This window comes from Pseudomonas sp. Pseusp88 (genome assembly GCF_047303955.1).
In the GTDB taxonomy this organism is placed as follows: domain Bacteria; phylum Pseudomonadota; class Gammaproteobacteria; order Pseudomonadales; family Pseudomonadaceae; genus Aquipseudomonas.
This window is the reverse complement of the sequence record NZ_JBGLYM010000008.1, coordinates 192995-205826: the sequence shown is the minus strand read 5'-3', so window position 1 is coordinate 205826 and position 12832 is coordinate 192995. Positions and strand designations below refer to the sequence as shown.

General features: G+C 62.1%; 7 protein-coding genes. All 7 read right to left on the bottom strand.

Annotated features, from left to right (window positions below; genetic code table 11):
- Positions 1 to 49 precede the first annotated feature (49 nt).
- Entirely contained in the window at positions 50 to 943 is an 894-nt protein-coding gene (locus ACCD02_RS13570) for an alpha/beta fold hydrolase (RefSeq protein WP_413302350.1), read from the bottom strand.
- A 303-nt stretch (positions 944 to 1246) separates the two neighbouring features.
- Positions 1247 to 1939 (bottom strand): pseudouridine synthase, encoded by a 693-nt coding sequence (locus ACCD02_RS13565; protein ID WP_413302347.1) that lies wholly within the window; start codon positions 1937 to 1939, stop codon positions 1247 to 1249.
- A gap of 4 nt (positions 1940 to 1943) precedes the next feature.
- A complete protein-coding gene (locus ACCD02_RS13560) occupies positions 1944 to 2177 on the bottom strand; it encodes a cysteine-rich CWC family protein (RefSeq protein WP_413302344.1) in 234 nt (77 codons plus the stop codon).
- Positions 2174 to 3655 (bottom strand): diguanylate cyclase, encoded by a 1482-nt coding sequence (locus ACCD02_RS13555; protein ID WP_413302341.1) that lies wholly within the window; start codon positions 3653 to 3655, stop codon positions 2174 to 2176. The genes ACCD02_RS13560 and ACCD02_RS13555 overlap by 4 nt, the downstream gene beginning before the upstream one ends.
- Before the next feature lie 133 nt (positions 3656 to 3788).
- Positions 3789 to 7103: a dermonecrotic toxin domain-containing protein gene (locus tag ACCD02_RS13550; RefSeq protein WP_413302338.1), complete on the bottom strand. Its 3315-nt coding sequence runs from the start codon at positions 7101 to 7103 to the stop codon at positions 3789 to 3791.
- 108 nt (positions 7104 to 7211) lie between these two features.
- Positions 7212 to 9020: an allophanate hydrolase gene (gene atzF, locus ACCD02_RS13545; RefSeq protein ID WP_413302335.1), complete on the bottom strand. Its 1809-nt coding sequence runs from the start codon at positions 9018 to 9020 to the stop codon at positions 7212 to 7214.
- A 39-nt stretch (positions 9021 to 9059) separates the two neighbouring features.
- Positions 9060 to 12725, bottom strand: a complete 3666-nt coding sequence (gene uca, locus ACCD02_RS13540; RefSeq protein ID WP_413302333.1) for an urea carboxylase — start codon at positions 12723 to 12725, stop codon at positions 9060 to 9062.
- Positions 12726 to 12832 lie beyond the last annotated feature (107 nt).

Below are 12832 nucleotides of genomic sequence, written 5' to 3'. Positions count from 1 at the left end.
TTGGGTGGCTCGTTGGCGAATGATTCCGGTGCCCGGTCGAGCGGTTGTGTCAGAGCGCAAATGCATGATGCTCCTGAGGTTGATGGAGGCGGTGGCGGCTTGGCTGGCTGCCCGGTTGATCGGTCTTGAGAAAACCCAGCACGGCATTGCGTGAGTCGCGGCAGGCGGCTTTGTGTTCCATGTCGAGGAAGTGGCCGGTGCTGCGGATGGTGCTGAAGCTGCTTTGTTTCACGCATTGACTGAATAACCGGGCGTCCTGAGCGGCGGTGTATTCGTCCCATTCGCCGTTCATGAACATGACCGGTACGCTGATGTTGCTGGCCGCGTCCAGGTAAATGCTCTCGTTGAGTGACAGCACTTCGCTGATATGGAAATGCATCTGGTCATATTCATGCAGGTCCAGGCTGCTGACATGCCGGTAGTTGAAACGCTTGAACAATGAGGGCAAGTGCTTGCCGATGGTGTCGTTGACCAGATTGCCGACCTCGTAGCCATCGCGCGCGCCCAGATGTTTGATACCGCGTTCGAGGTAGTCGCGCATATGCTCGTTGATCACCGGCGAGAACGAGCTGATCACGGCCTTTTCGATACGCCGCGGGCGATGCGCCAGGGCGACCAGGGTGGCGGCACCGCCCCAGGAAAATGACATGACATGCTCGGCGGCGAAGTGGTCGATCAGCTCCAGCAGGATCTGGCCTTCCATTTCCTTGGTCAGGGGCGTTGCGTGCAGGTTATGGGCCTTGGATTTGCCCGCATAGGGTTGGTCGTACAGCACGACGTTGAATTGGGGATGCAGGTTGCGGACGGTCTGGGCAAAGGATGCGGTCGTGGCCAATGACCCGTTGACCATAATGATGGTCTTCTCCGCCGCCTCTGCGCGATAAAACTCCGTGTAGACCCGGAACTGGCCCTGTATATCAAGCACAGAAATTTCTGGCCTCATATCGTATGTCTCCTGACGTGGACGGATTGCGCGCAACCGAAATTGCACGGATTTTCGTGACAGGTAGGCATGCGCCTGGGAATGGCCCTGTGTCGATCCGGAACAAGCTGTCCGACAGGTATTGTTATTGGCGGGCGATTTGCCATCCGGACTGCGGCTCGGGTGGCAAAAGGATTTCTTAGAATGCGCTCATGACTCGTCGGTCACATGGGGACCGACGATTGGATTCAAGCAGCCGCACTGCAAACCCGCAAGTGCCGTTCGTACATTGTCTGCTGCGTTCTGCCGGGCGGTCGCCAGTTGTCAGATGATCAGGATTTCCGCGGCGTGCAGGGCACGGTACTGCCCAGGCTCTAGCTCGGGGTCCAGCTGCAGTGGACCCATGCTTTCGCGGTGCAGGCGCAGGACTTTATTGTTGAAGTGGCCGAACATGCGTTTGACCTGATGGTAGCGTCCTTCGACGATGCTCAGCCGGGCGACGGACGGTCCGAGCAGGGTCAAATGCGCGGGCTGGGTGGTGAGATCTTCAAAGGCGAAGTAAAAACCTTCGGCGAATTTCTCGACGTAACGCTCGTCGATCAACTGCTCGGTTTCGACATGGTAGACCTTGGGCAGTTTGGTCTGTGGCTGGGTCAGGCGGCGCGACCACTGGCCGTCGTTGGTGATCAGCATCAGCCCGGTGGTGTTGAAGTCCAGGCGCCCGGCGATGTGCAGTTCGTCCTTGTCCGGTTCATCGAGCAGATCGAGCACGGTGGGATGCACCGGGTCGCGGGTGGCACTGACGCAGCCCTGGGGCTTGTGCAGCATGAAGTAGCGTGCGGGCCTGCCGGCTTGCAGGGTTTCACCGTCGAGCTGGACGCTGCTGAACTCACGCACGTCGTGATGGGGATCGCTTGTGGGTTGCCCGTCGACCTGCACACGCCCCGTGGCCAGGGCCAGGCGCACGTCCTGGCGATTGAAGCGCGGCAGGTTGCTGAGGAAGCGATCAAGGCGCATCGGGCTATTCGATGACCTGTGCGGCGAATTGTTCGATGCCGGCACACCGAGGGCACAGGCAGGCTTTGTCGCGCAGATCAACGGGCAGTTCGGCCAACCGGGCCGGATCGATGCTCACCGAGAAGCACCAGCATGGCTGGGCTGCCGTGCGCGGATCGGCCAGGGTGCAACTGTTGCTGCAACCGCAGACCGGGCAGATCTGCGGGGTGTTTGCCAAAGGGCTCGATGGAGTGCTCATGCCGGTTGCGCAATGTCGTCGCTGACGCGATTGCGTCCGCTCTGTTTGGCATGGTACAGCGCGCTGTCGGCGCGGGCGATCAGGCTTTGCAGGCTGTCGTCGGCTTGCAGCTGGGCCAGGCCCAGGCTGACGGTGACGTTCAGCGTATTGCCGGAGAAGGCGTAGGCATGCTGCTCGACCAGTACGCGAATGCTTTCGGCCACCCGTCGGGCGCCATCCCGGTCGCTGTCCTTGAGCAGAATGATGAACTCTTCGCCGCCCCAGCGGCACATGATGTCGGACTGGCGCAGGCAACTCCTCAGATCATCGGCAAAGCCCGTCAACACGGCATCACCCGCCAGATGTCCATGGGTATCGTTCAGCTGTTTGAAGTGATCGAGGTCGAGCAGGACGGCGGTCAGTGGCTTGCCGTCCCGTTGCGCCTGCTTGAGCGCACGCACCGCCATGACGTCGAAGCCGCGCCGGTTGGGCAGTCCGGTAAGGCTGTCGAGCGTGGCCTGGGTTTCGATCCTGAACTGGAAGCGACGCACGATGCGGTGCAGCAGCAACATCACCACGGCTGTGACGATCAGGCAGATCAGCAGGTTCAGGTACAGGGATTGCCGCACTGCCGTGAGCGCGCCGTCTTCACGCTTGTCGACGAACAGGTACCAGTTCAGCTCGGGGATATAGCGCACATTGAGAAAGTGGCTCTGGCCCAGGGTTTCGTACTCGTAGCTGCCGCCCACGGGATGGGGCAGTTTTTCCTTGAGGTCCTGCATGTCCGGGAGCCTGTAGATGGACTGGCCCACGGTGGCGCCTTGGGGGCCGCCTTCTTCGCCGGTCAGGACCAGACGGCCGAAGTTGTCGACAAAATAGACGCTGCGCTGGTAGCGCTGTTGATAGCGGTCAATCAGCTTGATCACCGCATCAACGGTCAGGCCGACACCGGCGGCGCCGATGAAGTTGTTGTTGTAGTCCATGACCTTGTAGTTGATGAAAAAGGTCAGGCTGTCCTTGTTGGCCATGTCCGGGTCGACGTTGATTTCGTAAGGCGCGGCCATATCGCGTACGCGGTAGTACCAGGTGTCCCGGGGTTCGGTGGCGCTGATTTTTTTCAGCACGCCCTTGGCCTGGTAGTAGGTCAGGCTGGCATTGGAGACGAAGAATGAGGTGTAGGCGCCGTAATGATCCATGACCTCCTTGAGATACCGGGTCATCTGATCGGTGTCTTTCTCGCCGTTTACCACCCAGTCACGCATGAAGGTGTCGCGGGCCATCATCGAGGAGATCAGCACTGGCCGCACCAGGTCCTTCTGAATCTCCGAGTACACCGTGTCAGAGGTCAGGGGCAGCTCAGTGTTGATGATGTTGTCGCGGATTGAGTCGCGGGAGGCGTTATAGCTGAGCAGCGAAGTCGCCATGAAGCCGCTCCCCAAGAGAATCAGCAACGTCAGCATCAATGAGCGTTGTGATGTGATCGAGGAGCGAAAAGGCATGACGGACCCGGTGTTGTGAGCATTTTGAAGGGGCGAATGCTAGCTCGTCGCCACTGCCTCGCGCTATCTCATTTCCTCATTGGTTGATCGATATTTCGCCAGACGTCCGAAAATGCGCGGCATTCCTGACAAATCATGAAACCACCCGAGGTGGCAGATTCGGCGCAGTGTAGGACGATCCCTGGTTGAACAGCGTGTCCAGCGCTGTGCAGCGGCAGTGCACCAGCAGGATCTGGTCATAATGAATGCCTTTGTCGAACAGCATCGTGAACAGCTCCTCCACATCCGGCTCTGCCATGGCGAAGCGGTTTCTGACGGTCAAAACATCCATTGGCTTGGACGGCAACTGGCCTTTGAACGGCGATCGATGGGTGCTGCTGACGACGTCGCAGATATCATCGTAGGTTTCCCAGGTGCCCTGGAACTTCGCCAGGACATAGTTTTTCATATGACCGGGCAGCACGGTGCCGGCCATCAGTTTGTCGGTCATGGTCAGTGGCGGCAACGACGTCGGTGAACTCAATGGCGTATTGCCTGCGCTGTTGGACATAGCGAAAGGTCTGACCCTGCGGTGTGCAATATGGCGCAAGCCGGGGTCGACCAGCCCGTGGCCGTGGGGCGCATAGGTAAAGACCGTAGTGCCATTGGGCAGGGCGACGTTGCGGGTCCAGGGCATGTAGTAGCCGTGGGTGCTGACCAGCAGGGTGGTGGCCTGACTCTTGTTCGAGGTCCAGAGCAGGAAACGGCGCCCGAGTTTCCAGGCTTTGACCGGCAATTGGCGCAGGGGCGGATTGCCCGGCACCGTCCAGCTCTTGAGCAGGCTGTCGGTGTGGAAAAAGCGTTCCAGCTGGGTGCGGCGTGGATGTAACCAGTGGTTGAGAGTGGCGGTGAAGCGGCCTCTTTCAATCTTGCCGACGGCTTCACCGGTATTTTCCTGTCGGGGAAGCTTGGGCCTGGAAGGCGTCTTCCCGGCTAGGCTCGGTGCCGCAACAGGAGCCTTGCGGCGCAGGTTTCTAAGGGATTGCAACAGCCGCGGGGTGGCCGGGGACAGGTCCAGCAGGCCCAGGCTCAGCGCCGCCAGTATCGCCTGCTGTTTCTCCTCGCCTCGATAGCCGGGGAGGTTGGCCGTCGCCACATGCAACGACAGCAGACCCACCTCCACAGCCAGGGAAGCCAGTGCCACCGGGGTCATCAGCAGCGACATGGGGGCGAGCAGCAGTTGCAGGTGGCTGAGGTGGCGGGTCCAGAAACGCAGGGACACTTCCCGGGACGTAACGATCCGGGTCTGTGCTTGCTCCAGCTGGTTGTCCCTGAGCTTTTGATGCATGAAGGCAAAGGGGGAGTCGATCAGGCGGGTGTCGTACAGTTTGTACGTCCTGGCCTCCTGCACGTCGGGGTTATAGAGGCCTTCGGCCCAGGGTCTGAGCAACGAGTTGCTATCGCCAGAAGGCTGTACGCCGCCCCAAATCTGCAGCAGGTAATTGAGGCGCTCGTGATGGCGGGCGGGAATATAGTCCAGTACCGACTGCCGCCATTGCTCATCCGCTGCGCTGTTGCGCAGATGGCTGACCAGTTGCTCATGACTCTGAAACTCCATGAACGCCCTGGTACTGCCTGCCTGATACAGAATCCGGCCCGGTTTGCCAAGGACTTCCAGTACCAGCAGGCCGGCGCAATATTGCCGTTCAACACCTTCGAACAGCAGGCTGAACACATTGAAACCCAGCACTTGCCATTGCAGCCGGGCATTGCCGGCCAGCCCCTGGACCACGGTGTCAAAGCTCCTGCGAGTCAGCTGGCCACGCTTGAGCGCGATGACCGCCTGGGCGATGAGCCCTGCCTGGAGCGCCTGCTCGATGCTGTCTTTGTGCTGATCCCAGAAATGAATGATCTGGGCCGACATCAGGGGCAGAAAGTCGATGCTTTTTACCGTGTCTTCGATGGCCTGGGCGCTGATCGACAGGGCACGATCGGGCGCCCATTCGCCTTTGCCGGTGGGATCCAGGTAGACCACGTTGCGCCCGTCGTTATCGAGGTAGCCCACCGGTTGTTCGACACGGTAATTGTCGATCAGGGCTTTGCCCAGGCTAATCGGTCTGGTACTGGGGGCGCGCACGAAGTTACCCGGCTGGCGTGCACTGCCCAAGGGGGTGATCGAGGGGCCCGGCAAGTAGCGGATAAACACCTCATGGGGGTTGAGTCGCAGGCCGTAGCGGTTGAACAGGGCCGTCCCCATGACCTTGGCGGCACTGCGTTGTACGACGGGGATGCGCTTGAGTATATCCGGCTGCACATTCCACAGGTCGACGGCGGCGATCAGGGCCAGGCTGCGCTTGATCGGCCTGAGCAGATCGACGCTGCCCGGCAGGCCCATCGGGTCGTCGCCGCCGTTGATGAGTGGCCGCTGTTTCTGCAGGCGAGTCAGGGCATCGAACAGGTCTTCCTGCACAAGGACTGCCCGGGGTTCCGTGCCGTGGGAATCTGCCTGCGGCAGAGGGACGAGACCGCGTGTCGTTCTCAGTGCTTCGAGAAGTCTGGCAGCCATCTGCCGCGGGTCATCGCTGATGTATTCGATCACGCTCTTGCCGCCCATGACATGAATGAAGCAGTGGGCGGTGTTTTTCGAGCGGATCTGGAAGATGCCCGGCACCAGTTCGTCGTTGATTGCCAGCATGTGCACTTCGGTCAAGGTGCCGCGGGCGGAGTCGTTCAGGCAGGCCGGTGATGTCGGAAAGCTGCTCAGGCCAATGGCGTCCAGGGCCAGAAGATAACCGTCACGGCTGATCCTTTTGCGGGCGGACTGACGGGCCAGTTGATCGAGAAACGCCAGTTTGCCCAAGGCGCGCCAGGTCTTTTCATGGCGGTTCCAGAAGCGGCTGAATTGCTCTTCGTAGTCGTTCCCCCAGGTGATGTCGCGCAACAGGGCGAGCAACTTTGCGGCAGGCAGGCCGGGGATCGGGGGGGATAGGTCGTTGTCTTTGATCGGGCTGCGGCTCAGCGCGAGGAAATAAGGTGGATCGAAGCAGGCCAGGGCGAGTTCGGTCAGCGACAGACGCAGGTTGAAATGTTCGTTGCCATCGGTGCTGATGGCCGGGGCTTGCTCGGTAAGGAAAGTGATGTGGATATCGTCGGGTGATGGCGGCTCGGGGATCTGATCTTCCAGCAACTCGCGCAGCCGTTTGCGTGCATATGTGCGCAGGGGCGGCGGGTAGTCCATGTCCAGTTGCCAGGCGTGCAGATACAGCAGGGAGTGGGCGATCAGTTTGCTGCCGGGGCTTTTGCGCAGGGCCTTGAGGCGTTGCAGGGCTCTGATCCGGGCCGGATCGGGTGGGGCGTCGGTCAGGCTTTCAGTGTTTGAGGGGGCGACACGGGATTCGAGTTCAAGGCTGTGTTCGCCCAGCAGATCCAGTGCCCGATCCTTGGGCGCAGGTTTCCAGTGTTCTTGCATGGTGGCCGGTGACGGTGAGAAATGGCCTTGTAATATGACGCGTGGTGCGCGCGGAAAAGCCTACATATCTACTGTGTTCGGCGCGCCCCAAGACGCGCCGTGTAGGATTTAGCGCTGTTGCAGGTAAGCACGCCAGCCGCCCAGGTGGCTGATGTCGGTTGCACCTTGCAGACCGTAGGGTTCGCAGATAAAGCCGGTTTCCCAGCGGCCGTCGGCCAGTTGCACCTTGCCCAGCCCCAGCGGTGCGGGAATGCCGGTGAGGAACGAGCCCAGCTCACGGCTCGGCAGCTCCCAGACTTCCACGGCGATGGCGACCCCTCCCTGATCGACCCGGACCATGCCAGGCCGCAGCGGCGGGCCGCCCGCCAGGGCATATAGCTGATAGTCGGGCGAACTGAGGGTGCTTTCCACAAGGCGGGCGCCGCGCTGTTTGAGTTGCCAGTTCAGCGCCAGGCCATCCAGATGCGCGCCACAGACCACCAGGCGAGCCATGTCGTGCTGCGCGCCGGTCGCCGGTTTGTTCAGCGTGATCGCCTGTCCGCCAATCAACGGCAAGGCAGTCTGCCGTTGCAGGGCATCGGCCAGGCTGAGCAGGTATTGATCGGTAAAGACCCGGCCGAACAGGGTCACGCCCCATGGCAGGCCGTTGGCCATAAAGCCGCTGGGGACGGCCACTGCGGCGTAGTCGAGCAGGTTGACGAAGTTGGTGTAGTAGCCCAGTTCAGAGTTGCGCAGCACCGGCTCGGCTTGCAATTCGGCCGAGCTGACCGGGCGACCGATACTTGGGGTGATCACGCAATCGAGGCCCTCCAGGGCCCGGTCGCAGATGGCCTTGAGTTCCTGCAAACGGTATTGCGCGCGAAAGGTTTCGACGCCGGTCACGCTGGGCGCCTTGGCCAGAACGGCACGAATCACCGGCAGTACCGCTTCGGGATTGTTCTCCATCAGCTCACCGGCGACGCTGTAGCGCTCGCAGACCCATGGGCCTTCATACAGCAGGCGGGCGGCTTCGAGGAATGGCGAGAGGTCCAGGGTCAGCGCTTCGCCACCCAGGGCGGTGAAGTGGGCGACGGCGTCGGCAAACAATTGAGGGCCTTCGGTGCAACCGAAAAACTCCAGGTCCTCGGCGCGAGGTACGCCAAAGCGGAACGGCTTGGGCGCACCGAAGGCCGACGGGGCGTTCCAGAGCGGGTTGCTCCGGCTGTAGGCGTCACGGGGATCGGGTTGCGCCGTCAGGCCCAGCAACTGACTGGCTTCCCGTGCGGTGGCGGTAAAGGTGGTGACGCAATCCAGGGTGCGGCACGCCGGGACCACGCCGCCGGTGGAGATCAGGCCAACGCTGGCCTTCATGCCCACCAGATTGTTCAGCGCGGCGGGTACGCGACCGGAACCGGCGGTGTCGGTGCCGAGGGCGAAGCTGCTGACCTCAAGCGCCACCGCGAGGGACGACCCGGCGCTGGATCCGCCCGATGGGTAATCCTTGAGCACGCTGTTGGGGCAGGCACCGTAGGGCGAGCGGCTGCCGTTCAAGCCGGTGGCGAACTGGTCGAGGTTGGTCTTGCCCATCGGGATCGCACCCAGAGCGAGCAGACGTTCGACCACGGTTGCCGAGCGCTCGGGCGTGTAGGCGTAGGCCGGGCACGCGGCTGTTGTAGGAATGCCGGCCAGATCGATGTTGTCCTTGATCGAGAATGGCACGCCGTACAGCGGCAAATCGTCGACGGTTTTGCCCTCCAGCGCCTTGAGGTAGGGCTCCAGTTCGGCGGGGCTGAGCAGGTGGATGAACAGGTGGTACTCAGGGTTCAGCGCCGCGGCTTTTTCCTGCAGGGCCAGGATCAACTGACGCGGGGTCAGGTCGCCGGACCGGTAGGCGGCGCGCACGGTATCCAGTTGCAGGTTGGGCAAGTCATGGCTCATGGCGAAATTCCGTTGAAAAGTCATAAGAAATAATCTGTGTCATTGGGTATCGAGTACGACGACCCGTTGCCCGGCGCGCACCGCCGAACCGGGTTGCACCCGGACTTCCCGGACTACGCCGGGCATGGACGCCAGTACCGGGATTTCCATCTTCATCGACTCGAGGATCACCAGCACATCGCCCGCCGCAACCCGTTGTCCGGTCTCGACCTGCACTTGCCAGAGATTGCCAGCGATAGGGCTTTCCACCCCGTGCTGACCCGCCTCCAGCGGCGCTTCATCGGCCGCCGGAGCGACCCCTTCCTCGCTGACAAAATCCGCCTGGCCGTTGGCGATCCAGCGTTCGCGCTCGGCATGGAAAGCGGCCTGCTGTTGCTGCCGAAACGTGGCGATGCCGTTGGCTTCAGCGCTGAGGAAGTCCTGATAATCGGCAAGATTCAGGGTGCTGTGCTCGATGGACAGCGGATAGCGGCCCAAGGGGAAGTCACGGCGGATGCGCAGCAGTTCATCGGCGCTGACCGGGTAGAAGCGGATCTGGTCGAAGAAGCGCAGCAGCCAGGGCTTGCCGTCGAACGCAGCGACGGCGCGGTAGCGATTCCACATCTGCAGGGTGCGACCGACGAACTGGTAGCCGCCGGGGCCTTCCATGCCGTACACGCACATATAGGCGCCACCGATGCCCACGGAGTTTTCCGCAGTCCAGGTGCGTGCCGGGTTGTACTTGGTCGTCACCAGGCGATGGCGTGGGTCCAGCGGGGTCGCGACCGGTGCACCGAGGTAGACGTCACCCAGGCCCATGACCAGATAGCTGGCCTCGAACACGGTGCGTTGCACTTCATCGAGGTTCGGCAGGTCGTTGATGCGACGGATGAACTCCAGATTACTCGGACACCACGGCGCGTCCTTGCGCACCGTGGTCATGTATTTCTCGATGGCCAATTGGCAAGCCGGATCATCCCAGGACAGCGGCAAGTGAACGACGCGCGATGGTACTTCCAGGTTGCGACTGGCACACACCGCGTCCCATTCCCCGCTGACGATGGCCAGCAGTTCGGCCAGGGGCAGTTGCTCGGGCTGGTAGTGCACTTGCAGCGAACGAATGCCCGGCGTCAGGTCGATCACCCCGGCCAGGGCCTTGGCTTCCAGGGCCTGCATCAGGGCATGGCCGCGAAAGCGCAGGACCAGGTCCAGCTCCGGCGCGCCGATTTCCAGCAGCAGGTGGGTGTCGCCGCAGAGGCGGGCGACGAGGCGGGTGTCGTCTGAACCTATATCCAGAACGATGGGTGAGACCAGGTTTTGTGGGGCCGGCTCCAGCCGGGAAGGCGTAGGTGTGGTCGATGTATTTCTATCGCCTGTTCCATTGTTTTCCCGGCTAAAGCCGGTCCCACCTGAGCCAGTCCCACAAGATACTGTGGCGTCTGCAAAAATCCTGCGGGCCTCAGCCACGCTCACCGCGTGAAACTGCACCTTGTCGCCGGCCTTGAGCTGGCCGAGTTGCCACAGGTCGGCCTGGATAATGGTCACGGGGCAGACGAAGCCGCCCAGGCTCGGGCCGTCGGGGCCGAGGATGACGGGCATGTCGCCGGTAAAGTCCACGGCACCGATGGCGTAGGGATTGTCGTGGATATTCGAAGGGTGCAACCCGGCTTCACCGCCGTCTGCGCGAACCCACTCCGGTTTCGGGCCGATCAGGCGCACGCCGGTACGGCTGGAGTTGAAGTGCACTTCCCATTGAGTGGCGAAAAAGGTGGCGATGTAAGCCTCGGTGAAGTATTCCGGCGCACCATGGGGGCCGTAGATCACCCGGATAGTGCGTACTTCGGCGAGCTCTTCGAGTTGCTCGGCAGGGATACTCTGCCCGGCGGTACGATCGAGCAGCGGTTGAAGATGCAGCACGTCGCCTGCGCGCAACGCGCGACCGCCGTGGCCGCCGAACTGGCCGAGGGTGAAGGTGCTTTTGCTGCCCAGATAATCCGGTATGTCGAGACCACCACGCAGACACAGGTAGCTGCGCGCCCCGGCACCGCTGATGCTGCCCAGGGCCAGGGTTGCACCGGCGGGGATCAACAATGCGGTATTCATGGCCTGGGGTTGCCCATCCAGGGTCAGTTCGATGGACGCTCCGGTCACCGCCACTACGGCATCGCAGTTGAAGCGCAGCCGCGGACCGCTCATGGTGATTTCCAGGGCGGCGCAACCTTCGGCATTGCCCAACAGGCGGTTGCCCTGGCGCAGGGCGCGACTGTCCATCGGCCCGGACGGCGGTACACCGACAGCCCAGTAACCGAGGCGGCCAGGGTAGTCTTGTACGCTGGTCTGGGTGCCACCGCTGAGCACTTCGAAAGTGCTGGCCTGATAGACCAGACCTTCAAGGCAGCGGGTCCAGGGCTCGCCGCTGGCGAAGGGCTGATCATTGAGAATCTGCCGCAGATAGTCGCGGTTGGTTTCCACGCCATACAGACGGCTGCCTTGCAGAGCCTTGTCGAGGTCCTGACGCGCCTGTTCCCGGGTTGGCGCCCAACTGATGACCTTGGCGATCATCGGATCGAAAAACGGCGGGATTTCGCAACCGGCTTCGACCCAGGTATCGATACGCAGGTGTTTGCCATCTGCCGCAGCGAACTCCACTGCGGTCAGCAGGCCGGGGCTGGGCTGAAAATCCTTGCCCGGATCTTCGGCGTACAACCGCGCCTGAATGGCGTGGCCGCTGGGTTGCAACCCGGCCCTGAGTTGCTGCAAAGGCGCCAGGTCGCCAGCGGCCAGTTGCACCATCCAGCTGACCAGGTCGACACCCCAGACCTGCTCGGTAACACCATGTTCCACCTGCAGGCGGGTATTCACTTCGAGGAAGTAGAAGCGCTGATCATCGCTGTCGAACACGAACTCCACGGTCCCGGCGCTGCGATAACTGACCGCCTTGGCCAGCTTGATCGCCGCCGCGCACAGGGCTTCGCCCATGCCTTCGGGCAGGTTCGGTGCCGGGGTTTCTTCGAGGACTTTCTGGTTGCGCCGCTGCACCGAGCAATCGCGCACGCCCAAGGCGATGACGTCACCCCGGCCGTCGCCGAATACCTGCACTTCCAGATGGCGGGCGCGCTGGATGTATTTCTCGATAAACACGCCTGCATCGCTGAAGTTGTTCTGGCCCAGACGCTTGACCGCTTCGAAGGACTCGCTCAGCTCGTCGGCGTCGCGGCACACGCGCATGCCGATGCCGCCACCGCCCGCCGTACTCTTGAGCATCACCGGGTAGCCGATGGATTGGGCGGCTGTCAGCGCTTCGCTCAGGCTGTCGAGCAAGTCGGTGCCTTCGAGCATCGGTACGCCGTGAGCTTTGGCCAGGGCGCGGGCGGTGTGCTTGAGGCCGAACACCCGCAGTTGCTCGGGTGTCGGGCCGACGAAGGCGATGCCGACGTCTTCGCAGGCCTGGGCAAAGGCGGCATTTTCCGAGAGAAAGCCGTAGCCGGGATGAATGGCCTTGGCGCCGCTGGCCTTGGCGATGGCGAGGATCTTGTCCACGGCCAGGTAAGTACCCGCCGCCGCGCCTTCGCCCAGGCTGTGGGCTTCATCGGCCTGGAGCAGATGCAGGCTGGCGGCATCGGCTTCGGAATAGACCGCAACACCCTGGACCTTGAGCTCACGCAGGGTGCGCAGGATGCGGCAGGCAATGGCGCCGCGGTTGGCAATCAGCAGTTTGTCGAACATGGCATAACCCTTGGAGACCGAATGTCGGTGGTCTCGCTGTGGGAAGCGGGCCGTCCCGCTATGGGTGGTGCTGCATGACGGTCGTCCGTCATGGCGTGTTCATGTGG

Bases quoted from the DNA above. Each gene is read 5' to 3' on its own strand.
- uca (WP_413302333.1), bottom strand. From the start codon at position 12,725: ATGTTCGACAAACTGCTGATTGCCAACCGCGGCGCCATTGCCTGCCGC.
- ACCD02_RS13565 (WP_413302347.1), bottom strand. From the start codon at position 1,939: ATGCGCCTTGATCGCTTCCTCAGCAACCTGCCGCGCTTCAATCGCCAG.
- ACCD02_RS13550 (WP_413302338.1), bottom strand. From the start codon at position 7,103: ATGCAAGAACACTGGAAACCTGCGCCCAAGGATCGGGCACTGGATCTG.
- atzF (WP_413302335.1), bottom strand. From the start codon at position 9,020: ATGAGCCATGACTTGCCCAACCTGCAACTGGATACCGTGCGCGCCGCC.
- ACCD02_RS13555 (WP_413302341.1), bottom strand. From the start codon at position 3,655: ATGCCTTTTCGCTCCTCGATCACATCACAACGCTCATTGATGCTGACG.
- ACCD02_RS13560 (WP_413302344.1), bottom strand. From the start codon at position 2,177: ATGAGCACTCCATCGAGCCCTTTGGCAAACACCCCGCAGATCTGCCCG.
- ACCD02_RS13570 (WP_413302350.1), bottom strand. From the start codon at position 943: ATGAGGCCAGAAATTTCTGTGCTTGATATACAGGGCCAGTTCCGGGTC.